We start from the raw sequence: 25057 nt of genomic DNA on the forward strand, positions 1-25057 counted from the left end.
CTTACTTGGGGAGTTTTCCATGGCGCGAGCCAAAAAGAAAAAGTCCCGTAAGAAGACATCGCGAAAACGAGCCAGGGGCGGCGGGTTGCGGCGCAAGATCGTGGGCTTCCTGCTGCTGGTCGGACTGTTCTTTGCCGCTGGTGTTTTCTATTTCTACTACACCGAGTTCTCCCGCCTTATCGACGAGCGTCTGGCTGAGCGGCCGGCCCAGGCCAGCGCTATCTACAGCCGTCCTTTGGAAATCCGCCGCGGGCAAGATCTGACGCCCGACGACCTGGCGCGCAAACTCTCATTTCTGGGCTACAAGTCGGGGGCTGAACTGGAGCAGGGGGAATGGTACCTGCGTCGGGAGAACCGCTTTCTGGTAGGTCAGCAGGTGGGCGGACGCCCCCAGCGCATCGCCATCGGATTCAACCAGGCCGGACGGGTGGTGGCCCTGCAGAGCGATGGTCAGGTGGTGGACCGCCTGCTGCTCAAGGGACAGTTTCTCTCCAACCTCTTCGGCAGCGCCCGCGAAAAGCGCCGCCGCGTCGGCTACCAAGAACTCCCCGTGAGCCTGGTGGACGCTGTGCTGGCCGCCGAGGACCGGGACTTTTTTCACCACTGGGGCATCGACCTGCCGGGCATCCTGCGGGCTGCCTGGGTCAACCTCATGCGTCGGGAGGTGGCTCAGGGCGGCAGCACTTTGACCCAGCAGTTCGTCAAGAACTTCTTCCTCACGCCGGAAAGGAGCATCCGCCGCAAGTTGGAGGAGATGTTCATGGCCGTCCTGGTGGAGAACCGCTTTTCCAAGCGCCAGATCTTCGAAATGTACGCCAACGAGATCTACCTGGGACAGGTGGGGTCCTTCGGCGTGCAGGGATTCGGGCAGGCTGCCGTCGCCTACTTCGGCAAGGATGTGAAAGAGCTCTCGCTGGCCGAGTCGGCTCTGCTGGCCGGCATCATTCAGGCTCCCAACCGCTATTCGCCGCAGCGCCACCCGGAGCGGGCCATCGAGCGCCGCGACCACGTGTTGAGGCTGATGCTCGATAACGGCCTGATCCGTCCGGAGCAGATGGAGCAGGCCCTGAAGTCGCGTCCCCAGGTGAGGCCCGCCGCCCACCAGGACTCCTCGGACGCGCCCTATTTCGTGGACTTCTTGCGCTCCCAGTTGGAGGAGCGGTCGGGCCTACTTTCAGGCCGCTACCAGTCGTTGGAGGTTTATTCCACCCTCGATCCGGAACTTCAGATCGCCGCCTATCAGGCCGTCCAGCGGGGACTGGAGACGGCCGCCAAGGCGCGCCCCGGCGACGGAGACGAATTGCAGGCTGCCCTGCTGGCGCTGGATCCGCGAAACGGCGACATTCTGGCCATGATCGGCGGACGCTCCTACGGGGCCAGCCAGTTCAACCGCGCTTCCCAGGCGCTGCGCCAGCCGGGGTCGACCTTCAAGCCCTTTGTTTACGCCGCCGCGCTCAGGACCGCCGTCGAGTCCTCGCCCCAGGAGGTCTTCACGCTGGCCCGCATGCTTCCCGACGAGCCCTACACCTTCGTCTTCGACGGCAAGACCTACTCGCCCCGCAACTACGGCAACCACTACCGCGGGCAGGTGAGCTTGCGAAATGCGCTGGCCCTATCGCTCAACGTGCCCACGGTACGGCTGGCCGAGCAGGTGGGCTTCGGCGAAGTCGCCGAGAGCGCCCGCCGGCTGGGCATCGAACGTCCGCTGGAGGCCTATCCTTCCATCGCCCTGGGGACCTTCGAACTGACGCTGCTCGACCTGGCTCAGGGATACGCCGTCTTCGCCAACCAGGGACGCCTGGTTGCGATGCGTTCCATCCGACGGGTGGAACGGGACGGCGCGCCGCTGGATTCAGCGGAGGCTCAGCCGCGCCAGGTGCTTGATCCTCAGGTGGCCTTCCTCATCAACTCGGCGTTAGGTTCGGTGCTCAGCTACGGCACCGGAAAGTCGGTACGCCGGCGGGGATTCGACCTTCCCGCCGCCGGCAAGACGGGCAGCACCGACGACGCCTGGTTCGTGGGCTATACGCCCGACTTGCTGTGTGCCGTGTGGGTGGGTTTCGACGATTCGCGTCCGCTGGAGATGAGCGGCACGCGGGCCGCCCTGCCCATCTGGACCGATTTCATGAAGCAGGCCCGCCGCTTGGGCCACCTCTCGGGTCAGGGTTTCCCGCGTCCGCCCAGCGTGGTCGCGCTTGAAATCGACCGCCAAACCGGCAGGCGCGCTTCGGCCCAATGCCGCGACACCTACACCGAATACTTCATAGCCGGCAGCGAACCCCTCAGGCTCTGCCTCCAACACTCCCTGGAGGTCGCCCGCTAGGGCCACTAGGTGGCCGGCAAGTTCACACACAGGTCAAGTTCTGCGACTAGGGTCGGCGGCCTGTATGCTCTCGGCGGTCGGAGGTCTCTCGCGGCCGCTAGCCGGCGGGCAGGTCAATCCCGCCCGAAGGCCAATCCCCGCGTGTGAGGCCGGTCCGTCGGAGTTGTCCGAGCAGCTTCACAAGCTCAAGGCCAATCCCCGCGTGTGAGGCCGGTCCGGCTGGGAGGCCCAGTCCGGGTGTGAGGTGATCCCTGCCGAGAGGCCCAATCCGGGTTAGAGGCCGATCCCCGGGTGCGAGGCCAAGTCCGGCCGCCAAGTCATCCCTGCTGAGAGGCCCAGTCCGGCTGTGCGGTCATCCCTGCTGGCAGGCTCAGTCCGGGTGGGAGGCGCATCCTTGCGGCGATGGGCACAGTGCCCCTTGTCGTCTCAGTGCCACTCTCAGCCAGGACTGCCCCATTGGAGGACCAGACCCCAGTGATATAGTCAGCGGCGATGGGCAGGATGAAGGCCATGGTCCTAGAAGAGCAGGGCGAGCCTCTGCGGGAGCAGCAGGTAGAGATCCCCCGGCCCGGGCCGGGAGAAGTCCTGCTCAAGGTGCGTGCCTGCGCCGTCTGCCGCACCGACCTTCACGTCCTCGACGGTGACCTCGACGACCCCAAACTGCCCCTCATCCTGGGACACGAAATCGTGGGCCAGGTGAAAGAGGCCGGCGGCCAGGTCGAAGGCCTTTCGCAGGGCGACCGGGTCGGCGTCCCCTGGCTGGGATGGTCCTGCGGCAAGTGCCGCTTTTGCCGCGACGATCAGGAGAACCTGTGCGATGAGGCCCGCTTCACCGGCTACCAAATCGACGGCGGATTCGCGGAGTACACCACGGCGGACGCCCGTTTCTGCGTGCCCATCCCCCAGGACTTCGAGGACGCCCACGCCGCTCCCCTGCTGTGCGCCGGACTGATCGGCTACCGTTCCCTGCGCAAGTGCGGCGATGCCGGCCGGCTGGGACTCTACGGCTTCGGCGCCGCCGCCCACATCATCTGTCAGGTGGCCGTCCACCAGGGACGCAAGGTCTACGCCTTCACCCGTCCAGGCGATGAAAAAGCCCAGCGTTTCGCCCGCCGCCTGGGAGCCGAGTGGGCCGGGCCCTCCAACACCCGTCCGCCCCAGGACCTGGACGCCGCCATCATCTTCGCCCCCGTGGGCGAACTGGTGCCCGAAGCTCTCAAAGCGGTGCGCAAGGGCGGACGCGTCATCTGCGGCGGAATCCACATGAGCGATATCCCCTCCTTCCCCTACGGCATCCTATGGGGAGAGCGGATGCTGGCCTCGGTAGCGAACCTGACCCGCCAGGACGGCATCCAATTCATGCAGGTCGCGCCGCAGGCCGGGGTCAGCACCGAAGTCACCGCTTACCCGCTGGCCGAGGCCAACCGGGCCCTGCAGGAGCTGCGCAACGGCGATTTGGAGGGAGCGGCGGTGCTGGTCCCTTGACGACCGATAGAGAAACGGCAGAGCGATGTCTATCCGGCAATGGTTGAAACGAAATTTCGAAGACCCCCAGGTGGTGTTTTTCCTCTTCCTGCTGGCGGGCACGGTGGCGGTGTTCTATTTCCTGGGCGACGTGCTGGCCCCGGTGGTGGCCGCCATCATCATCGCCTACCTGCTGGAGGGGATGGTCTGCCTGCTGGACGAACGCGGGATACCGCGCCTGCTGGCCGTAATCATCGTTTTCGCGCTCTTTCTGGTCGGTCTGGGAGGTCTCTACTTCGCCGTCATTCCGGTCCTGCTCGATCAAGTAGCCGAGTTCACCCAGCAACTGCCGGCGCTGGTTTCGCGCTTGCAGGACTCCTTGCAGCAGCTTCCCCGCGATTATCCAGCCCTGGTTTCCGAGGAAGACCTGGCCAACATCGTCGATTCCCTGCGGGCTGAAATCGTAACCGCGCTGCAACAGGTCATCCGCGTCTCTTTCGACTCGGTCATCCCGCTGGTCGTCAACCTCTTCCTGATCCCCTTCATGGTCTTCTTCTTTCTCAAAGACAAGTCGGTGATCTTGCGTGAGGTGGGACGCTTTTTCCCCCGTCATCGCGAGCTCTCGACCCGGGTTTGGAACGACGTCGACCAGCAGATCGGCAACTACCTGCGCGGAAAAGTGTGGGAAATCCTCATCATCTGGGGCGTCAGCGCCGCCGTTTTCGCCATTTTGGGATTGGAAGTGCCGGTTCTCATCGGCTTTCTGGTGGGACTATCGGTGCTGGTGCCTTACGTAGGCGTGGCGGCCATGACGATCCCTGTGGCCTTGGTGGCTTTCCTGCAATGGGGCGCCGGATCGGACTTCCTGGCGGTGCTCATCGCCTACGTCGTCATCCAGCTTATCGACGGCAACGTCCTGGCCCCGCTGCTCCTCTCCGAGGTGGTCCAACTCCATCCCGTGGCCATCATCATCTCCATCCTGGTCTTCGGCGGGATCTGGGGATTCTGGGGCGTCTTCTTCGCCGTCCCCCTGGCCACCCTGGTCCGCGCCGTCTTCCGCGCCTGGCCCCGCATTCAGGAAGCCAAGCCGGGCGAGGCCGCCTGACCTCAAGGCCTGCACCTCAGCAGCCCGTCTAAGAAAACCGCTCGACCGGCGTCGTATCAGCGAGAACTATCTGTGCTGAACGGCATTCTGATTTTGTGGAAAAGCCTGCCAACCTACGAAGGTCGAGCTGAAAATCCTTTCTGGAGGAGGCTTCGAAATGACCCACAGGCGGTCTCAAAAAAGTCGTTTTTCCCTCCCAGGCGATTCGAGGGTGAGGCAGAGGTGCAGGGCCACTATCAGCAGCAAGACTGCGCTGGCTTTCGGGCCATTTCAATCGGCGGCGGGCTTGGATTCGAGGGAGCGCATGTAAAGGAAGTGGAGGCGGCTGTGGAGGTCTTTCATGCGTCGACGGGCCTTCACCAGCAGGTCATGCTCCGCCCAGCGCCGGTTTTCGCTGATGACCAGGCAGCAGTGGAATTGGAGGCGCTGGCCGGCCAGGTCTTCGGGTGGATTCTCCTCCACTTCGCGCCGCCGCTGGAAAGCCTCAGAGGCCCGGAATTCGTCGCGCGAGAGATAGCGGGCGATGGGCAGGACGCGCTCTACGCAGGCTTGAATGACCGCCCAATCACGATCATCGGCATCCAGCAGCGCATCGAGCAGGGTGGCATCGGGAATCGACTCGTCGTCCAGCCGGTTCCAGCCCAACAGCAGAGCTTGCCTGAAGTGCACTCTGGCTGCCTGCTTCCTCCCGCAGTGCCAGTTGGCATGGGCCAGATTGAGCCGCAAAAGGGCCGTCTCGCCGAATCGCTCCAGTTCCTTCTCCAACAGCTTGGCGGCCTGGGCAGCATCCCCCGACAACAGCATCAGATAGCCCATGGAGAGGCCTTGCCGACTGCGTAGCACTTCCTGGGCGGCTCCATTGGAAGGCAGTAGCCGACTGAAGTAGTTCCTGCGGATCTCCCGAGCGGAGTGGTCGGGGAGGCGGGAAAAAAAGGGCTCTTCCTGCATCTTTTCCCAGAGGCGGTAGCCGGCGTCGAGGTCCTGGGGGATGGGATGCTGGTGCAAGAACTTCAGCGCTTGAGGCTCCCAGTCCAGGTACTCCGGGTGCAAAACCGACTCAAGCCTCTGCTGTCCGACCTCAGGATCGATTTGCTCCAGCGCCATCTGCAGCGCCCGCACCCGCATGCTCGAGGAATCGAATAGATCCAACTGCATTCCGATCTCTCCTCCCATTAAGTCTAAGGGACTTCTCTGACAACACTGCAGATCGCCCTCCCAGGCGATTAATTCCGGCGATTAGTCCTTGCCCACCAGAACCACCACCGAACGGGCTGAGGTCCAGTATGAGGACTGGGTGGAGAGGGGCCGGATGGAGTCCAGGGGGGTGAGGTCGTTGGGGGGGCTGAGGGCGGTGTCGATGAAGCGGTGCCAGCGGGTGGTGTGGCGGGGGGAGGGAAGTTGGAAGCGGGCGCCGTTCCAGTGGGAGTGGGCGATCAGGTAGAGGTCGGTGCCGTGATTCCGGCTGGAGAGGTGCATGGCCAGCGAACGCGATTCCTGCGACCAGTCGGGACGGTCGACTTCCTGTCCGTGCCAGGCCAGCTGGCGGGGGTCGTCTCCGTTGACGTCGAATCCGCGTCCGCGCAGCACCGGATGCTCTTGACGGAAGGCGATCAGCTGCTTGAAGAAGCGGAACAGGTCGCGCTCTTCCTCCAGCAGGTCCCAGTTGACCCAGCTGATCTCGTTGTCCTGGCAGTAGGCGTTGTTGTTGCCCTGTTGGGTACGGGCCATTTCGTCCCCCGCAAGCAGCATCGGGACGCCTTGGGACATCATCAGCAGGGTTATGAGATTGCGCATCTGGCGGCGTCTGCGGGCCAGGACGTCGAGGTCGTGGGTGGGGCCCTCGGCACCGCAGTTCCAGGAGTGGTTGTTGTCGCTGCCGTCGCGATTGTCCTCGCCGTTGGCCAGATTGTGCTTGTGGTTGTAGGAAACCAGGTCGTGGAGGGTGAAGCCGTCGTGGGCGGTGACGAAGTTGATGCTGTGGTAAGGGCAGCGCCCGTCGCCGTGGTAGAGGTCGGGCGAACCCGACAGGCGCAGGGCCAGCGAGGGCACCATGGCGGGGTCGGACTTGACGAAGCGGCGCACGTCGTCGCGGAAGCGTCCGTTCCACTCGGCCCAGCGTTCGAAGGCCGGGAAGGTCCCCACCTGGTAGAGTCCGGCGGCGTCCCAGGCTTCGGCGATGAGCTTGGCGTCGGCCAGCACCGGGTCGGCGGCGATGCGCTCCAGCAGCGGCGGATTGGCCAGAACCGAGCCGTCGCGTCCGCGCCCCAGGATGGAGGCCAGGTCGAAGCGGAATCCGTCCACGTGCATCTCCGTGACCCAGTAGCGCAGGCAGTCCAGGATCATGTCGCGCACCACCGGATGGTTGCAGTTGACGGTGTTTCCGCAGCCCGAGTAGTTATGGTACTCGCCGCTTTCAGGATCGACGATGTAGTAGGCCCGGTTGTCGATTCCCCGCAGTCCGTAGGTGGGACCGTCCTCGCCCCCCTCCCCTGTGTGGTTGAAGACCACGTCGAGGATGACCTCGATGCCGGCCTGATGAAAGGCCCTCACCATTTCCTTGAATTCGGCCACCTGGTGCCCGAAGCGTCCGTCGGCGGCGTAGGACCCGTTGGGGGCGAAGAAGGTGATGGGATCGTATCCCCAGAAATTGACCAGCCTCCGGCCCGTTTCAGGATGGCGGAAGGTATTGTCGCGCTCTTCGAATTCCTGCACCGGCATCAGTTCCACGGCGGTTATGCCTAGATCTTTGAGGTAGGGGATCTTTTCCGTGAGTCCCCGGTAGGTGCCGGGATGCCGAACGCCCGAGGAGGCGTGGCGAGTGAAGCCGCGCACGTGCAGTTCATAGATGACGCTGTCGGCGGCGTGGGTCTTGAGAGGACGGTCGAGTTGCCAGTCGAATTCGTCGTCCATCACCAGCGAGTGACGGCGGGGAACGTGCTCGTCGATGCTCTCCAGGTGCAGCCGGTGTCCCCAGCGCGATCCGCCCGAGAGGGCTCTGGAATAGGGATCGATGAGCACCTGGGAAGGGTCGAAGCGGTCCAGATGAGGCTCGGGATTGGGGTAGCGGCCGAGCCGGTATCCGTACTCGATGCCGGGGTCGATGCCGCGGATGAAGGCATGCCACACGTCGCCGGTCTTGTGGAGGTCCGGTTCGAGAGGCAATTCCAGCACCGATTCCTCACGCTCGGGCAAGAAGAGCACCAGGACCACCTCGGTAGCCCGCCGCGAGTAGAGCGCGAAGTTGACGCCGTCGCGCATCACCGTGGCCCCGAAAGGCAACGGATGTCCCCGCATCACCTCGAACTCGTCCCCTGCCAGGTCCAGCAGGGCTTGGCGCGGACCCGACCGGCGTGCTCGCCCTTCATCGTTCATCCGGCTCATTATGGCTCATCAGGGCGACGCTGGCGCGTGAGCCGACGGCAGACATGAGAAAATGAGGACCATGCCTGAATGCACCTTCTGCCAGATCGTCCAAGGCCAGGCCGAGGCCTGCCGGGTCTTTGAAGACGAGCACTCGGTGGCCTTCCTGGACCGGCGTCCGCTCTTCCCCGGACACCTGCTGCTGGTGCCCCGCAGGCACCATCAGGTGCTGGCCGACCTGCCCTCTGAACTGCTGCAGCCGCTGTTTTCAACGGCACAACTCCTATGCCGGGCGGTGGAGCGGGCCATGCAGGCCCAGGGCACCTTCGTGGCCCTCAACAACAAGATCAGCCAAAGCGTCCCTCACCTTCACATCCACGTCGTCCCCCGAAACAAAAAGGACGGCCTGCGCGGCTTCTTCTGGCCCCGCAACCCCTACCGCGACGAAGAACACATGCGCTCCACCGCCGATAGGCTGCGCGAGGCCATCGACAGGTTATCGGGCGCGGGGAACAAACGGGACGGCTGATCCGTAGGAGGCAACATGAGCGGGATCCTTCAAGATGCGCGCTTTGGGGTTCGGCAGTGGAGGCGGCGGCCGGCGGCTACCGTGGCCGTGGTTCTGGTATTGGCGCTGGGGATCGGGGCCAACATTGCCATGTTCTCGGGCTTCGAAGCCTGGATTCTGCGGCCGCTCGATTTCAACCGGCCCGAGCGACTGGTGGTTGTGCATTCCCTGCAGCCGCTGATGCAAACGGGGCGCAGCGGCACCTCTCCTCCCGACTACCGCGACTGGAAGGAGCAGCAGACCAGCTTTGAGGAAATGGGGACCTTCCATCGCCGCAAGTTCAATCTGGACGACGAGAACGAACCCGTCAGGCTGGATGGGGCGCGCATCTCGGCCTCGCTCTTTCCGCTCTTGGGCAAGCAGCCCCTGCGAGGACGCCTCTTTCACCGGGATGAAGACCTTCCCGGAGCCCCGGCCCGCGTAGCGCTCATCTCTCACCGCTTGTGGCAGGAGCGCTTCCGCCAAGAATCCTCCATCCTGGGCCGCACCGTGCGCTTGGACGGACTTGAACATGAAGTGGTGGGCATAATGCCCGAAGGCTTCCGCTTCCCTGAGTGGGGCGACGTCTGGACGCCCCTGGGACTGGACCCGGAGGCCATCTCCCGCGGCAACCGCTACCTGAGCGTTTTCGGGCGCCTCAAGCCCGCAGTCGAAGTCTCCCAAGCCCAAGCCGAACTGGAATCGATCGCCGGCCGCCTGGCCGCCCGGCACCCCGACAGCAACCGGGGCTGGACGGTGATGATCAGCCCGCTTAAGGACTTCTGGCTGCCCTCGGCCGTCAAGGTGGCTTTGACGGCTTCGCTCGTTTCAGCGCTGCTGGTGCTGCTGGTCATCTGCGCCAACATCGCCAGCCTGATGCTGGCCCAGGCCACGGCGCGCAGCCGCGAAACCGCCATCCGCGCCGCCTTGGGTGCAGGACGCCTGCGCCTGGCCCGCCAGAATGTGGTGGAAGGCCTGCTCTTGGCTGTCCCCGGCGGACTGCTGGGCGTGCTGCTGGGATTAATGGGCGTAAACTGGACGCTGAGCTACGTTCCCGTCGACCCTCCATACCTTTTCCGCATGGGATTCAGCATCGAGGCCGGACTCTACACCTTCCTCATCTCGCTGCTGGCGGGAGCGGTATGCGGATTGGCGCCCGTTATCCGCCAAGCCGGCCTCAACACCGTCGAAGCCCTCAAGTCGGGAGGCGAGCGCAGCGCCGGGTCGGCTGCTTCGCGCCGCTTGCGCGGTTTGCTGGTGGGCGGAGAGTTGGCCCTCTCGGCGGCCCTGCTCATCGGAGCCTTGCTCATGGTCAAGAGCTTCCTGGCCATGCAGTCGGCTGAACGCGGCTACCGCAGCGCAGGACTGATGACGGCGGAACTGTCCCTCGACAACAACGACCTCAAAACGGCGCAGCAGCGCTACATCGCCATCCAGCGCCTGCGCACCCGGCTGGAGTCGGTGCCGGGAGTATCCTCGGTAGGAATTGTCAGCGAGCTGCCCGTCAGCCAAAACTACCGAGTCTGGACGCTGGAGGCCGAAGGCGGTTTGCCGCAGGAGGGCGATGAGGTGCAGGCCACCGCTCAAAGCGCCGCCCAAGGCTATATCGAGACCATGGGAATCCCGCGCCTGGCCGGACGCGCTCTTTCCCAGGAGGAGATCGCACAGGGTCACCCCGTAGCCCTGGTCAGCGCCAGCCTGGCGCGCCGCCTTTGGGGCGGACTCGACGTCGTCGGACGCCGCCTGCGCAACGCTCCGCAAGGCGAGTGGCTGCGTGTCGTGGGCGTGGTGGGAGACGTCGACTACGGGCGCGACATGGTTGTATCAGGCACCATCCCCGAGGCCCAGCTCTACGTCCCCTACGCCCTCTTGCCCGACCGTTCGGTTGCCCTGGTGGTGCGGACCCAGGGGGACCCGGGACGCCTGGCCGCGGACTTGCGCCAAGCCTTCCGCTCAGCCGCTCCCGGGGTGCCCGTGTCCGAGATCCTCACCATGGAGCAGGCCATCTTCCGCAACCGCTGGGTGAGCAGCCTCTTCAGCCGCCAATTGCTCATCTACGCCCTCTTCGCCACCCTCATCGCCGGACTCGGACTCTACGGGCTGACCGCCGATTCGGTGGCTTCCCGAGCCAAAGAAATGGCCATCCGCCTGGCCCTGGGCGCCCGCCGCTCCAACTTGCTGCGGCTCATCCTGGGCCAAGCCCTGCGTTTGGGCGCCGCCGGCGTGGCGGCGGGACTGGTGATGGCCTTCCTGCTGGCGGGATCGACGGCTCCCATGCTGCCCGGAGCCGATCCCCAGGACCCACAGGTCTACCTGGGTGTGGCCTCCTTTTTGCTGGCCATCGTCCTGCTGGCCTCTCTGATGCCGGCCCGCCGGGCCTTGAGGACCGACCCCATCCGCGCCCTGCGCTCGGAATAAGGCCGCGGACGAAAGCGCACTCCGACTGGGGCCCTTTTCGTCACGGTCGAGGTGTAGCCTCGGTGTATGAGCCTGACGAGCTGGATTCTCCTCATCGCGGCGGGAGCGGCCTTGGCGCTGCTGGGATGGCGTTTTTCCCGCCTGCGCCGGCAACTGCAAAGGGAACGGCGTCACTGGGAGCAGCAAGCCGAGCGGCGGGCCTGGGAAGAGGCTCAGTCGCGTTTCCACCAGTGGCGGCAGCAAGAGCTGGAAGCGCAACGCCAAGCCATCCGCCGGCTGGAAGAGCAGCGTGCCGACAACCTCCTGCAAGCCCACAAGCGGGAATTCGAAGAGCGCATCCGCAGCGACGCCCTGGCCCGCAGCGGGGCCGTCCTGAGGGGGCAGGCGGCCGAGCATCTGGCGCCCTTTCTGCCCCAGTTCGGGTTTCTCCCCAAAGACGCCCGCTTTCTCGGCTCTCCGGTCGATTTCGTGGTTTTCCAGGGCCTCAGCGAGGAACGCTGCGACCGCGTGGTGCTGGTGGAAGTCAAGAGCGGACGCTCCACCCTCTCCACCCGCGAGCGGCGCGTCCGCGACGCCGTCCGGGCTGGACGGGTGGAATGGAAGGAGGTGCGCCTCCGCTCCCAGGCGCCGCGCGGGCAAGCCCCTGTTATTGTCGAACCCAGTGCGGACTGACAATCCGGTAAGCCAACCTTTTGTTGTCCGGCCAAAAATTCCGGTCGATTCCTAGAGGTGGCGGATTGACCCTGTGCGCCCCGATTCCTTACACTTCTGTCGGTGAACCGCACCGAACGGCTGCTCGACTTGATTGCCTATCTGCTCAATGCCAGGGAACCTGTGTCCTGGCAGCAGATCAAGAATCACTTCCCGGAAGACTACGCCCAAGGGGTGGAGGAATCCAATCAGAGGAAGTTCGAGCGCGACAAGGCCGAGCTGATCAGCCTGGGAATCCCCATCGACTACTACAGCGGAGCCGACCGCAAGGAAGGCTATTTGATCGAGAAGGAGAAGCTCTTCCTTCCCGAGATGGAGTTCACGCCCCAGGAAAGCTCGCTGCTCATGATGGCGGCCGACGCCGTTCTGGAAAACGAGGGCTTCCCCTACAGCGATCAGTTGCAGAACGCCCTCCACAAGATCATCAGCCTCAACCACCACCTGGCCACTCCTCCGCCCCAGCGCGAAGTCGACATCACCTCCGGAGATCCCCGCTCGGTGAGGTCGCGGGCCCGTTGGGTGCAGGAGATCCAGGACGCCCTGGACCGCCGCAAGAAGGTCGAGATCGAGTACCGCGCCTTTTCGACCCAGAAGGTCACCCGGCGCACCGTCCATCCCTACGGACTGATTTTTTCCGAGCGCAAGTGGACCTTGGTGGCCTGGGACGAGTTGCGCCAGGACCTGCGCAACTTCGTGCTCTCCCGCATCCGCAAGCTGGAAGTGAATGCCCGCCGTCCGGGGACGCCCGACTACCGGATTCCTCCCGAGTTCTCGCTTTCCCGCCATGAGAAGCAGCCCTGGGAGCTCGATTTCGAAGAGCCGGTGGAAGTGACCATCCGCGTGGAGCCCCACCGCCTGCCCGAATTGCGTCATCAACTCTTGACGGCCACCCCGTTGGACCCGCACACTTTCCGGGTGCGGGTGTCCTACATGGTAGGGTTCTGCCGCTGGCTGCTGTCCCAGAAGACGGATGTCACGGTGGTGCATCCGCCCCAAGTGCGCCGGCAAGTCGTCTCCCTAGTGCAGCATCTGTTATGAACGTCACGGAGCGCATCAACCGCATTCTCTTCATCATGTCCTACGTGTCTCAACACCAGGGCCAGGAGGGAGTGCCGATGGAAGATCTGGCCCGGGCGGTGGGCATCAGCGCACGCCAACTGGAACGGGAATTCGACTTCATGCTGCTGATCGGCAAGCCGCCTTTTCGTCCCGACGATTATGTCGACATCTTCGTGGACGAAGACAACCGGGTCTGGATCGACTTCGACCAGATGCTCAACCGTCCGGTCCGTTTCACCCGTCCCGAGGCCATGGCCATGGCTCTCTCGCTGCAACTGCTGGATCCCGAAGTCGACCCTGAAACGGTGACCTCGCTGCGGGGCAAGATCGAACGGGCCATCGCCGCCTCGGCCGATCCTTCGGCCCGCCTGGAAGACCGCGTCCGCATGGAGCGGCGCCCGGTCTCGGAACTCTTCCTGACCCTCTCGCGGGCCGTCAAGGAGCGCCGCAAAATCCGCATCAAGTACTACACGCTGGGCCGCGACAAGACCTCCTGGAGGGTGGTGCGTCCCTACACCCTGATCAAGCACCAGCAACTCGGCTTCTGGTACCTGATCGGCTACGCCCAGGACCGCCGCGACGTCCGCACCTTTCGATTCGAGCGCATACTCGACGTCGAGTTGTCGGACGAGACCTTCCGTTTGCCCGAGGACTTCGACCTCGACCGCTACAAGGCCGATTTCCTCAAGCCCATGGGACGCCACAAGGTCGAGATCCACCTCTCCGAAAGGATTCTCGACTGGGCCCGCGAAGAATGGGGCGAGGCCATCCGCGACGAGGAAGAGGGAGAAGGCGGCGTGCTCACCCTTTCCAGCGAAACCTACGAGTTTCCTTCCAGGGTGGTCTTGCAGTACGCTCCCGACGCCAAGCCTCTGTCTCCGCCCGAGTTTGTGGAAAAAGTCCGCCAGGACGCCCAAGCCATCATCAGCCGCTATGAGGATTCGGATTGAGACATTGCCGGCAAGCCTGAACCCAGGAAGGGGATAAGCGCATCTTGTACAATGAGGCTATCGATATGAAACGAATACTCCCCATCCTCATCGCTTTGGTCATCAGCACGGCTCTGGCGGGAGTGGCCCTGGCCCAGGACCATCACTCCCAGAAGCGCATCCGCAAGCCGGGCAAGCAGGGGTATTTTTTCCTGCCTCCGCGCAATTATTTCTATCTCTATCCCAACCACTATCCGCCCTTCCGCCTCCATGCGGACCGTTACTATCCCCGCCGCTACTCGTCCCGTTACGACCGTTACCGAGGTCGTCACTACGGCGATTCCTATTACTACGACGAGCGCTACTACGAGGACGACCTCTACTATCCCGACCAGTACGGCATTTACACCATCTACACCCAGTCGCCCCTGCGCAGCGAAATCGTCCATTCCAACTCGTCCAACATCGTCTTCCGCGTCAGTCCCCGCGAAGCCTTGGTCTACATCGACGACAAGCTGATCGGCAGCGCCCGAGACTTCGAGCAGGAACGCGACCGCTACATGGTGCTGGAGGGCGAGCACGAGCTGCGCATCGAGTATCCGGGATTCCAGACCTTCGACACCGTCATGGAAGTCATCCCCAACAAGACCATCCACCTCGACATCGAACTGCAACCCCTGCCCTAGCGCCGCCGGTCATAAATTCTGACCCTGGGTTTCAGATTTCACAACTCCCTCCCAAGTCCTGGGTGACCGCCCAGGTGGAAGCGCGGGTATAATCGCGCCATGCCGGAAGGACCTGAAGTCAAACGCGATGCCGATCTCATCATGGAGGCCGTCGGCCACCGGCCCGCCCAGGAAGTCTTTTTCGGACTCGACAAGCTCAAGGACTACGGTCCCAAGCTGAGCGGGCTGGAGGTGCAGTCGGTGGAACCCCGCGGCAAGGCCCTGCTCATCCGTTTCCAGGACGGATGGAATATCTACACCCACAACCAGCTCTACGGCAAGTGGTACGTGCGTCCGGCGGGAGCCGAACCCGACACCAACCGCCAACTGCGCCTCGCCATCCGCAACGACGATGGTTCAGCCCTGCTCTACAGCGCCTCCCAGATCGAAGTGCTGCGCGACGATGAGCTCGATGAGCACGACTATCTGAGCAAGCTGGGTCCCGATCCGCTGGCGGGAAAGCTCAACCGCAAGCAAGTGCTGGAGCGTCTCCGCGATGACCGCTTCTGCAACCGCAGCCTGGCGACCCTCTTGCTCGACCAGGGGTTCCTGGCCGGAATCGGCAACTACCTGCGTGCCGAGATCTGCTTTACCGCCGGCCTTCACCCTGAGACGCGTCCCAGCGATTGTTCTGCCGAGCAGTTGAAAAGACTGGCCGAGGCGCTGCTTGAAGTCCCCCGCCGCGCCTACCTCCACGAGGGCCGCACTATCGAACCCGAACTCTCCCGCAAGCTGGAAGAAGAGGGACGTCCCGCCAAAGACTACCGGCGCTACGTCTATAAGCGCGAGGGCCGCCCCTGCCATCGCTGCGGAAACGAAATCGTCAAAAAATCACTGGGCGGACGCAGCGGCTACTATTGTCCCCGCTGTCAGAAGTCTCTCCGCTAGATCGCTCTAAAAACGCCTAAAACGGTTATACGCCGCCCTAGGAAATCGACGCCCATGGCGTCTTCCAACTCCGGCCTGCGCGGGCCGTCCCGCCGCTCTCAGGGCCAGGTGGTCTTAAAGCGAATGCAGTTAATGCAAATCCTCCAAATAAGATGCCACTAGCTTAATTCGCTTTAATGCTCCCCAGGTACAGATTCAGGCAGACGGAATTCATTGCAAGTCTTCGGGCTATTGAGCAAATCCAATTGTTGATTCTGCGTCGTATTTTCCAGGACTAGTTGCTGACCTAAGCGAATAGAGGTTCCTGCAAGAACTCTTCAAGGTCTGATCAAGGAGTCGGGCAGTCTTTGCGGGGCGAGTTCCATGGCTTAGCAAAGAAATTTGACATGAAGTCGAGGCAAAACTGCTATCATTGGCCTCATTAACGCTCGCTTAGCTAAAGAGTGTATTCACAACCATTTGAGGAGGACTTTTCTATGTGCAAGCTGCGTCTTGTAGAAGGGGAGGGGTCTGTTCAGACTTCACCTCTTAATCACCGGACTTTGTTGAAATTCGGCCTAGTGGCGGCCTTGTCGCTTGTCCTGATCCTGATGACAGTGCCCGCGCTGGCCCAGGGGAACGGCGGAGAGCAAGGCAATGGCCGCAACTTTGACGAACGTCCCAATGACAACGCCGGTTTCAGCAAATCGCCGCGGGCCTCTCAACTGACGGCCTTGGAGCGGATGCGGCAAAACTATCCCCATCTCAGGGCTGGCTTCGACGAGAAGACCGGCGCCACCAGGAGTCTGTATGTCATCCGCGGGTTCCTGACCGCGCCGCAGTCCGGGACTCCCACCAGGGTGGCTCTCGACTTCATCCAAAACAACCTCGATGCGCTGGGGCTGGATGCCGAGGATGTGGAAGGGCTGGAGGCGACCGACACGGTACGCTCTCAGGTCACGGGCACGACTCACATCTACTTTCGCCAGAAAGCCGACGGATTGGCGGCCTACAACAGCCAACTGCAGGTTCACGTCAGCCGCGACAATCGCGTCATCAGCGTCAACAACAGCTTCATGCCCGAGTTCAAACGGGGACGCAACTCCGTCAACCCGCGCCTCTCGGCCGAGGAAGCCGTCGAGCGCGCGCTTGAGCATGCAGGGGTGCCTTTGCCGGCTCCGGTGACGGCCTTGACCGATCCCGTGGGAGTCGAGCAGGCCACTCTGATCGACCACTCGGGCATTTCACTCGAGCCCATCGAAGCCCGCCTGATGATCCTGCCGGTACGTCACAACAAGTCGCTGCTGGTGTGGAACTTCATGGTGCAGACCACCGACGAGCAGCACGCCTATGACTTCAATGTGGACGCCCGCAACGGCAAGGTCTGGACCCGCTTCGACCAGGTGGTGGCCGACAGTTACCGTGTTTATGCCGAGCCCACCGAGAGTCCCAGCCACGGCGGACGCACCTTGGTCGTCGATCCCGCCGACGCCACCGCTTCTCCCTTGGATTGGCACGATACGGGCTCCAGCAGCTTCACCATCATGCGCGGAAACAACGTGCACGCCTACGACGACCGCGACGCCAACAACTCGCCGCCCGGCAGCCAGCCTTCCTGCGGAACCAGTCTGGTGTGCGACTTCTCCCTCAACCTGGGCTTGCAGCCTTCAGGCTACACCCCGGCGGCCGTTGCCAACCTCTTCTACTGGAACAACCATATTCACGACATCCAGTACAAGTACGGGTTCACTGAGCCGGCCGGAAACTTCCAGGTCAACACCTTCGGACGCGGCGGCGCCGGCGGCGACGACGTGCGCGCCGAGGCTCAGGACGGCGGGGGAACCAACAACGCCAACTTCTTCACCCCCACCGACGGCAACCGTCCCCGCATGCAGATGTTCGAGTGGACGCAGACCAATCCCCGCCGCGACGGCGACCTCGACAACGGCATCATCGTGCACGAGTACGGGCACGGCATCTCCATCCGACAGGTGGGCGGACCCGGCAACTCCTCCTGCCTCAACAACACCCAGCAGCCGGGCGAAGGTTGGAGCGACTGGTTCGCACTGGCCTACACCGCCGAAAGCGGCGACGTGGGCGCCACCGGACGCGGCATCGGAACCTACGCCCTGGGACAGTCGCCCTCGGGTGCGGGAATCCGCACCCAGCGCTACAGCACCGACAACTCCATCAACGACCTGGTCTACTCCGACATCTCCGGACTGGCCGTGCCTCACGGAGTGGGCGAAGTGTGGGCCGTCACCCTTTGGGAGATGTACTGGCGGCTGGTCGACAAGCACGGGTTCGTGGAGGACCTCTCCTCGCCCAGCGGCGCCGGAAACCACCGCGCCATGCTCTATGTCAACGAGGGACTCAAGTTCACCCAGTGCTCGCCCACCTTCACCGACGCCCGCGACGGCATCCTGCAAGCCGCCCAGGCCAACTTCAACGGCGAGGACGTATGCGACATCTGGGAAGCCTTCGCCGAGCGCGGGTTGGGCGTCAACGCCACTTCCGGCGGACCCAATTCCCGCAACGCCACCAACAGCTTCGCCGTTCCCAGCGCCTGCGACAACGATCCTCCGCCGCCTCCGCCGCCCTCCAGTTGTCCGGCTGACGCCATCGACTTCAACTCCTTCGGCACCGAGTCCTACTCCAACCAGGACGTCTCGGCCAACGTGCAGGTCGCCGACGGAGGAGATACGCTGGTCTTGACCGGCAACACCTGGCGGCGCTCGCTCTCCAGCTTCAACGTCACCTCCAACACGGTGATCGAGTTCGAGTTCGCCAGCAGCTCCGAGGGCGAGATCCACGCCATCGGCTTCGATGAGGACAACACCCTCAACAACGACGCCCGCCACTTCATGTTCTGGGGCTTCCAGAACTGGACCGGCGGCGGAAGGATTACCTGGACTCCCCAGTATTCGGGCAACGGATCCTTCCAGACCTTCACCATCCCGGTCGGTCAGTTCTACACCAACCCCAGCATGCGCATGGTCTTTACCAACGACAAGGACTCGGGAACGCTCAACAATGAAGGGCGTTTCCGCTGCGTGCGCGTCTTCGAGGACGGCGGAGGCCCCGGCGGGCCCACCACCCTCTTCGACGACAGCTTCGAAACAGGAGCACCCGGCTGGACCAAGACCAGCGGTTCGACCGACCTGTGGCGACTGGCCAGCGACTGCGTGAGCGCCTCTGACGGCAACACCACGCTGTCTTTCAGCCGCTCTTCCCCCAACTGCGACTATGACGTGGGAACGGCGGTCGGAACGGCCACTTCGCCGGTCATCGACACCTCCGGTTTCGGTTCCGTCACCCTCGACGTGCTCCACTTCTGGGACACCGAGAACTTCTCGGGAGGCGGATTCGACGTCATGACCATCCAGGTCAGCACCAACGGCGGATCTTCCTGGTCCACCATCCGCACCATCGATTCGGCCACCGCCGAACCGTCCGGATTCATCACCGAGTCCTTCTCGGTGGGGTCCTCGACCCAATTCCGGGTGCGCTTCATCTTCGATTCCGAGGACGGTCAATTCAACGACTTCCCGGGCTGGTACGTCGACCGGGTCACCATCACCGGTCAATAACCCCCCGCCGCGCCGCCTTCCCCGGCGGCGCGGCCATCCATCACCCTCCGGGCCCCGGGTTCTCCGGGGCCCTCTTCATTCGGACCGATCCGGCAAGCGCCTTGCGGGGGTCCTGAAGCCCTCGCATGGCGTCCTCTATCCCTCGGCCAAGAAGTCGACGGCGAAATCGATGCCTGCCACGGCGCCCTTGACACCGCTGAGGACGCCCGAGAGGGCGTTGCCGCTTCCGCCGATCACTTTGAGGACAGCTTTGCTCTCGGGTTCAGGAGTGAGCTTGGAGGCGCCCGAGCAGGCGCCGCCGATGAAACTGAGAATGCTGCCGAACAGGACCAGGATCTCGGTAGTGGTGATCTTCGACTTCTCGTGCTCGTCCTCGATGTCCGAAGTGTCGAGCTTGTAGCCGACGACGATGATCTGAAGGACGAGGCGGGCCAGTCCCTCCGCGATTCCCACGGCTCCCAGTACCTTGGCCACCTGGGCCTGCGATTGGGCGGGGGCGAAGACCGTGATCCCATGACGGGCCGCGCTCAGGGCCTGGGTTCCCCAGATGCCCACGCGGAAGGGAGTGGCTTCGTCGCGGCGCTTGGCGGGCACGGGTATCGTCAAGGCCAGCCGGATCACCGAAAACACCAGGATGGCCGTGTCCAGCTTGAGGTTCTTGCTCAGTTGATCGTTGGAGAGTTCGCCCTGATATTGGCCGATGAAGTTGTACTCCTCATCCTGGGCCAGACCCAGTATCGCTTCGACCAGCAGGCAGACGCCGCCGCCGATGCTTCCGTAGTCGTCATAGAGTTCCGCCAGATCGCTGGGTTTCATGGGCTTGCTCCTCTCTCTATCCGACCGCCGGCAGGGCTTGAAAAAGTTGGTCGTACTGGGCCTCGCGCCCCGGCTGGATGCCCGAGCCGAAGGGAGCCTCCTGGTAAACGGCCTTGTAAATCCAGGTGGTGGGGATGGCCACCAGGAAAGCCAGAGCGTTGAGCAGGCTCAGTTTGGCGTAGGGTGCGCTGAGCGCGTCGCTCTGGCTGTAGATGCCTTCATAGAGCGCGCTGATGACGGGGATGTCGAGCGGCTGGTTGATGGCCTGCTTGATGGCCTTGACCAGGTCGCGCAGCAGTTCCAGGAAGGCCCGAGCCAGGTTCTGCAGCGAGCGCAGCAGACCCACCAGCAGGTCAGTGCCCAAGGCGGCCAGGACCTGCTCGGGGGTCAGGGTTCCGTCCTGAAAGGCGAAGGCTACGTCGCTGACCAGTTCCTGCATGGTCTGGTCGACGATGGCGACGAATCCGGTCAGGCTCTTCTCGAAGAAGGCCATGATGGCGTCGCCCCCGCCGGGTGCCGGCGGGCCTCCTGACTGGGTGAAGCCTCCGTGCAGCACCTGATACTGAGGCCAGCTTCCCATGGGCGTCTGGCCGAAGTTGCCCATGGGCACCTGGCCTTCGGCGACCGCCTGAACCGAGCGGGTTTGCAGTTGGCGCACCTGCTTGGGGAAGACGTCCGGCTTGAGGTTTCTCACGTCGCTGATGACGCGCTCGAAAAAGCGGTCCACGTCGTGGCTGAAACGGTCGAGTCCGCCGGCCCCGTAGTCGAGCACGCGGTTGACCATGTCGACCATGACTTGCTGGGTGGCCTTGATCTCATCCCAGTTGAAGAGCTGCCCCAGCCAGCGCAGGATGTCGTTGAGGTCGATGTGCAGCACCTCGCGCAGGAACCAGGCCATGGCCTCCAGCACCTGGCCGATGGATTGCAGTACGAACTCGAAGATCTTGCCCGCCACCTCGAAGACCACCTGCAATAGTTTCTTTCCCCCTTCCACAAGCACCTGAAAGGCCACTTCTCCCACGCGCTTGAGTCCCTGCGCCAGCGACTCCAGGAAGTCGCCGAAGTGGGCCTTGCCCCTGGTCTGGCCTGAAATCCGTACCCCTTGTCCTGCCTTGTAGCCGGGACGCCCTTGCGCGTCGAACTGCACGCTCCAGGCATAGCCCGAGTCGAGGGCGTCCGCGGGCACCGGCTGGCCGGGCCGATATCCCACTCCCGCCGGTACCAGTTGCGAGCCCATGTCGCTGAGCCGGGAAAGGGCCTTGGCCGACTGGTCGAGCGTCTGGTCGTCGAAGGACTTGCCAAGCAGGGGGTTTCCGTTGCGGTCCTTGGCCTTCTTCAAATCGGCTCCGCTGCGCACGGCCGACAAGCCCTTGAAGATTTTCTGGGCCGGATTCACCGACAGCTTGGAAGGCAAAAAGTCGGCTTCCACGTAAAGCAGAGGTGTCTGGATGTTGTCGGCTCTCTGGATGACCGTAATGCCTCCCTGCACGTCGGGCGTCACCTCGGCCCAGGTTTCGGGATTGATGCTGTAAGTCGAGCCGTTTACGGTAGCCCGAATCCAGTCCGAGGCAGTCACCTTGACCTTGCCCATGAGGACCGGCATGCCCGCTTGGTCGCGGAAGCGGATGACGGTTGTGTAGGCTTCGAACTCCTCCGCTCCCCGAGTGTTCTCCAACGGGACGCTGCTCTCCTGCCAGGTGGTGGTCATGGGGTCCTGCCACAGGTGAATCAGTTCGTCGTCGCCCGAGACCGCCAGCAGCAGTTCGTTGGCGATCTTGCCCCGGTTGCGGATGGCCGACATTTGGGTCACGCCCCTGCGCAGGGGCAGCGGTTCGGTCCAGCCCATTTCCCCATCGCCCGGGCTGCCCAGCAGGTATTGCAGGATGCGGGTTTCCTCTTCCAGCACCCACACGGCCACGTGCTGCTCGTCTTGCTCTACGTGGATGTCCTTGGCCCGCCCCAGTTCCTGGGACGAGGCGATGACCTGGGGTGCCTTGCCGGTGCGCGATTCGGCGAAGAGATAGACGCCCTGGCCGGCGGCGTAGAGGTCGTAGGAAAGGTCTTCATCCCCGCCGCTGAACCACTCGTCGTCCTCGTCGTCGTCTTCTTCGAAAAAGCTGCGCGGGGGTAGAGCCTGGAGGCAGGTCAGGCCGGCTCCCGAAGGGACGGGAAAATCGTAGCTGGTGGTTCCCGGACTGCGGCTGTCGGGCAGGGACGTGAAGATCAGGCTCGATCCCGCTGCAGTGCGGTAGAGCCCGTAGACGCCTCGCGTGCCCTGCACGCTGCCCAGAGCCATGTCCAGCGCCTCCACGGCGTTTTCAGGCAACGGGTAGGGATTCCACAGCCAGGAGGTGTCTTTGACGTCGGCGTTGACGGTGAAGTATTCGACCTTTTCGCCGCGCTGCACGCTGACCACGCACAGCGGCGCCCCCTGGCCGTCGTCGTTGGTCCCCAGCAAGATCTGGTTGACGCCTACGGTCCCCTCTGAGAAAGGACGCGCCGTCCAGCGGATCTTGCCCGAAAACCAAGCCGCTTTGGGATCATTGGGCAGATCTTCGGTCAAGTAGAGAGTCTGGTCGGCTTCCTTTGTCTTGTAGATGGAAGCGGCCAGCCGGATGGTGCCGTCCTTCTGTTGCGAGGCCTGGAAGGCGCCCACCTTGCCGCCCAGCGAAGAGGACAGGCCGACCTGCTTCCAGCCGCTGGCGGAGCCGGCGGACTGAAAGGTCAGATTGAGTTCGCCGTTCCCGCCCACCGTGAAGATGAGAGGATTGCCCTGCTTGTCTTGCAGCATTCGCAGGGCCCGCTGGCCGGACAAGGCGCTGGTGGCCGTGTAGTTCTTCATCAGTTCGCTGTCGACCGTCATGGAGATGCGTTTTTGAGCCATGGCGCCCTCGCTAGTTCTGGGACTTGATGGTTACGTCGAAGACCAGGTTCTGATGCTCGTCGAAACGGGCATTCTTGTAGAAAAACTGCTCTCCTCCCGGCAGCAGGAAGCTCTGGGAAAGGTGCTGGGTGAGGTGGAGGGTGGCCCGGTCCGAGAGCGAGCGCAGATAGCTCACTGCATTGTCCATGGCGGCCGTCTGGCGGTCGCTGATGTCGTTGCCTCCGAGTCGGATGAAGATGTCGATGGCATCGGACGCTTTCTCTCCCGTACACTGGGCATAGCGCTTCTCCACCTCAGCTTTGAAAGAGAGCTTTCCGTCCGAACCCGCCGCGATGGCGATACGCCCTGGCAGGGGCAGGTCGCAACGGCTCCACCAGCGTCCGCCCCCGAGCGCCTCACGCTTGAGATCGACCAGTTCGATCCATTCGCCTTCCAGCTTGACGATAGCTTTGGTAATCTTGTCGGCTCCTTGCTCGGTGGCGGTGTCGAGGAAGAATTGCCAACTATGGATCTTGTTCCAGACGAAGCGATCAAGGCCTACCCACTCTTCTTCTTCTTTGTCCACGAAGTCGTAGACCCGCCAACGAGGGGTGCCGAAATGGTCCACGTATCGAAACGGAAGGGTGCCTAATCCATAAGCGCTACGGACCTGCGGCAGCAGCCAGCCTTGCAGGAAAAGCCTCCAACTGATGACGAGTCGGCCGTCGCTTTGCCCATCGCCCGCCCAACTGTGGGCGAAGCTGCGGGTTGCTGGAAGCTGGCTATGGCCCTGGCGCATCATGAGCAGGTCCAGACTGCCCGCTTTGCCGCCGCCGCTGGGCGGATGGACGGAATAGACTCCGGCGCCGGGCACGAAGGTGGGCTGCCGGCGCTGTTGAGCCGGTTCAATGTCCTCCACGAAGAAGGAAAGCGAGTAGGTGTTCTCCCAGCTTCTCAGCGCGCTGAAATACTGCGAAAAAGCCTGGTGCAGCCCGATTTTGGTTAGTTCCTCGCGGGTCGCGCCGCTGTGGCTCGAGCGTCCGGCGTCGAAAGCCGAGGTGGAGGAATGCTCGAAATCGAGCATGACGTTTCGCACCGTGGCGGTGCGGTCTTTTGCCCGCAGCCGCAGGATCTCACGCACCTCATCGCTGATGCCTTCCAGCTTTTCAACTTGCTCCGGGCTTAGACTCTGCGAGCGCAGCTTGATCTTGTAGGCGAACGACCAGCCGCTGCGCATGCCCCCTTTGAATTTCGCCTTATCCAGATTCACCATCAACCATACCGAGTCCGCCATGACCTCATCCAGCTTCACCCTTGGGGCGGCCATGGTGCCCTCGAAGTCATGGTCGGGCAATTGAATTCGGTGGTGCTTCCGCACGTTCTTGGTAGAAAGAAAGTTGAAGGTGCTTTCTAAAGCCCTGTTGATGGCGCCTTCCCCCAGTGCTAAAATCAACTCGAACCCCTTCATCGAGTCACCGTGTTCGACCTCATCGAGCGCCACGTAGCCTGGTTTGGACGGATAACCCACGCCTGCTCCTCCAATTTCAAGTTTTCACAATTAGTCGTGTTGCGATGGATTTTACGTCAGCACTTCAATGTCTGACAAGACCTTAGACTTGTCTTTGACTTGAAGTTCAACTTCAAGTTAAACTATCGCCATGAAGTCGGTTTCCATGGTTGCATTCAGGCGCGCCGCGGCGGAGATCTTGCGATCCGTTCGTCGTGGAGAGGCGTTCGTGCTGACTTATCGGGGTGCGCCCGTAGCTCGCTTGGAGCCCATCCAACCAGAGGGCGAAGAATTGAAGGGCGATCCCATCTACGCCCTTTGCGAACATGCGGTTGAGGGGGGCGAATCCCTCACCAACCAGGAGATCGACGACATCCTCTATGGCTGAGGTCTTTGTCGATACCAGCGGCTTCTATGCCTCGCTTGTCAGGAAAGACACGCACCACCAGCAGGCACGTGCCTTCTTCCAACGGGCCTCTCAGCAACAGATCCGGCTGCTGACGACTGATCATGTTCTTGACGAAACAGCCACCTTGCTCAAGAGGCGCGGATTTTCCCATCTGCTGCCCACTTTCTTCGATGTCGTCCTGTCCTCGCAGGCCTGCCGGATCTCCTGGACGGATGCTTCTCTGTTCAATGAAGCAGTGGACTTCATGCTCAAACACGAGGACAAGGGCTGGTCCTTCACTGATTGCCTGAGCTTTGTCGTCATGAAGGAGAAAGGGGTCTCCCAGGCTCTAACCTCCGACGCCCATTTCCACCAGGCTGGATTC

18 protein-coding genes are annotated in these 25057 nt (G+C 62.9%); 13 read left to right on the forward strand and 5 right to left on the reverse strand.

What is annotated here, in order from left to right; all coding sequences use genetic code 11:
- Positions 1-19 precede the first annotated feature (19 nt).
- The 3 genes from VLU25_09100 (at position 20) to VLU25_09110 (ending at position 4892) form a co-directional block, all read left to right on the forward strand.
- Positions 20-2323, forward strand: coding sequence for a PBP1A family penicillin-binding protein (locus VLU25_09100; protein HSR68087.1), 2304 nt, complete (start codon positions 20-22; stop codon positions 2321-2323).
- Positions 2324-2824: 501 nt separating this feature from the next.
- Positions 2825-3808 (forward strand): zinc-dependent alcohol dehydrogenase family protein, encoded by a 984-nt coding sequence (locus tag VLU25_09105; GenBank protein HSR68088.1) that lies wholly within the window; start codon positions 2825-2827, stop codon positions 3806-3808.
- 43 nt (positions 3809-3851) lie between these two features.
- Complete coding sequence (locus VLU25_09110) at positions 3852-4892, forward strand: AI-2E family transporter (protein HSR68089.1); 1041 nt, start codon at positions 3852-3854, stop codon at positions 4890-4892.
- Positions 4893-5162: 270 nt separating this feature from the next.
- Here VLU25_09110 and VLU25_09115 read toward each other — a convergent pair whose 3' ends face one another.
- Both VLU25_09115 and glgX read right to left on the reverse strand, forming a co-directional pair.
- Positions 5163-6047, reverse strand: a complete 885-nt coding sequence (locus tag VLU25_09115) for a hypothetical protein (protein ID HSR68090.1) — start codon at positions 6045-6047, stop codon at positions 5163-5165.
- An 81-nt stretch (positions 6048-6128) separates the two neighbouring features.
- Positions 6129-8273, reverse strand: coding sequence for a glycogen debranching protein GlgX (gene glgX, locus VLU25_09120; GenBank protein HSR68091.1), 2145 nt, complete (start codon positions 8271-8273; stop codon positions 6129-6131).
- Positions 8274-8325: 52 nt separating this feature from the next.
- On the opposite strand from glgX, the gene VLU25_09125 reads away from it, so the two are divergent.
- From VLU25_09125 to VLU25_09160, 8 genes are all read left to right on the forward strand, one after another.
- Entirely contained in the window at positions 8326-8781 is a 456-nt protein-coding gene (locus VLU25_09125) for an HIT family protein (protein ID HSR68092.1), read from the forward strand.
- A 15-nt stretch (positions 8782-8796) separates the two neighbouring features.
- Positions 8797-11217 (forward strand): ABC transporter permease, encoded by a 2421-nt coding sequence (locus VLU25_09130; GenBank protein HSR68093.1) that lies wholly within the window; start codon positions 8797-8799, stop codon positions 11215-11217.
- A gap of 66 nt (positions 11218-11283) precedes the next feature.
- On the forward strand, positions 11284-11889 hold the full coding sequence (locus VLU25_09135) for a Holliday junction resolvase-like protein (GenBank protein ID HSR68094.1): 606 nt from the start codon (positions 11284-11286) through the stop codon (positions 11887-11889).
- A gap of 102 nt (positions 11890-11991) precedes the next feature.
- Positions 11992-12966, forward strand: coding sequence for a WYL domain-containing protein (locus VLU25_09140; GenBank protein HSR68095.1), 975 nt, complete (start codon positions 11992-11994; stop codon positions 12964-12966).
- Positions 12963-13937, forward strand: a complete 975-nt coding sequence (locus VLU25_09145; protein HSR68096.1) for a WYL domain-containing protein — start codon at positions 12963-12965, stop codon at positions 13935-13937. Before VLU25_09140 ends, VLU25_09145 begins: the two co-directional genes overlap by 4 nt.
- Positions 13938-14002: 65 nt before the next feature.
- The gene (locus VLU25_09150) at positions 14003-14602 is read left to right on the forward strand and encodes a PEGA domain-containing protein (GenBank protein ID HSR68097.1); all 600 of its coding nucleotides are present in this window, start codon (positions 14003-14005) and stop codon (positions 14600-14602) included.
- Positions 14603-14701: 99 nt separating this feature from the next.
- Positions 14702-15529, forward strand: coding sequence for an endonuclease VIII (gene nei, locus VLU25_09155; GenBank protein ID HSR68098.1), 828 nt, complete (start codon positions 14702-14704; stop codon positions 15527-15529).
- Between the two features lie 545 nt (positions 15530-16074).
- Positions 16075-19098 carry a M36 family metallopeptidase gene (locus VLU25_09160; GenBank protein HSR68099.1) on the forward strand — a complete coding sequence of 1008 codons (3024 nt, stop codon included), beginning with the start codon at positions 16075-16077 and terminating at the stop codon, positions 19096-19098.
- 135 nt (positions 19099-19233) lie between these two features.
- Here the strand turns inward: VLU25_09160 and VLU25_09165 are convergent, their stop codons facing one another.
- Genes VLU25_09165 through VLU25_09175 form a run of 3 tightly spaced genes read right to left on the reverse strand, consistent with a single transcriptional unit; the run spans position 19234 to position 24305 of the window.
- Entirely contained in the window at positions 19234-19914 is a 681-nt protein-coding gene (locus VLU25_09165) for a hypothetical protein (GenBank protein ID HSR68100.1), read from the reverse strand.
- Positions 19915-19930: 16 nt separating this feature from the next.
- The gene (locus VLU25_09170; GenBank protein HSR68101.1) at positions 19931-22798 is read right to left on the reverse strand and encodes a hypothetical protein; all 2868 of its coding nucleotides are present in this window, start codon (positions 22796-22798) and stop codon (positions 19931-19933) included.
- 10 nt (positions 22799-22808) lie between these two features.
- Positions 22809-24305 (reverse strand): hypothetical protein, encoded by a 1497-nt coding sequence (locus VLU25_09175; protein HSR68102.1) that lies wholly within the window; start codon positions 24303-24305, stop codon positions 22809-22811.
- 145 nt (positions 24306-24450) lie between these two features.
- On the opposite strand from VLU25_09175, the gene VLU25_09180 reads away from it, so the two are divergent.
- Both VLU25_09180 and VLU25_09185 read left to right on the forward strand, forming a co-directional pair.
- Positions 24451-24672, forward strand: a complete 222-nt coding sequence (locus VLU25_09180; protein ID HSR68103.1) for a hypothetical protein — start codon at positions 24451-24453, stop codon at positions 24670-24672.
- Positions 24665-25057, forward strand: a 393-nt coding sequence (locus VLU25_09185; protein ID HSR68104.1) for a PIN domain-containing protein, incomplete at its 3' end; no start/stop codon positions are given. The genes VLU25_09180 and VLU25_09185, both read left to right, overlap by 8 nt.

This window comes from Acidobacteriota bacterium, from assembly GCA_035471785.1.
Taxonomy (GTDB): domain Bacteria; phylum Acidobacteriota; class UBA6911; order RPQK01; family DATIPO01; genus JANQFM01.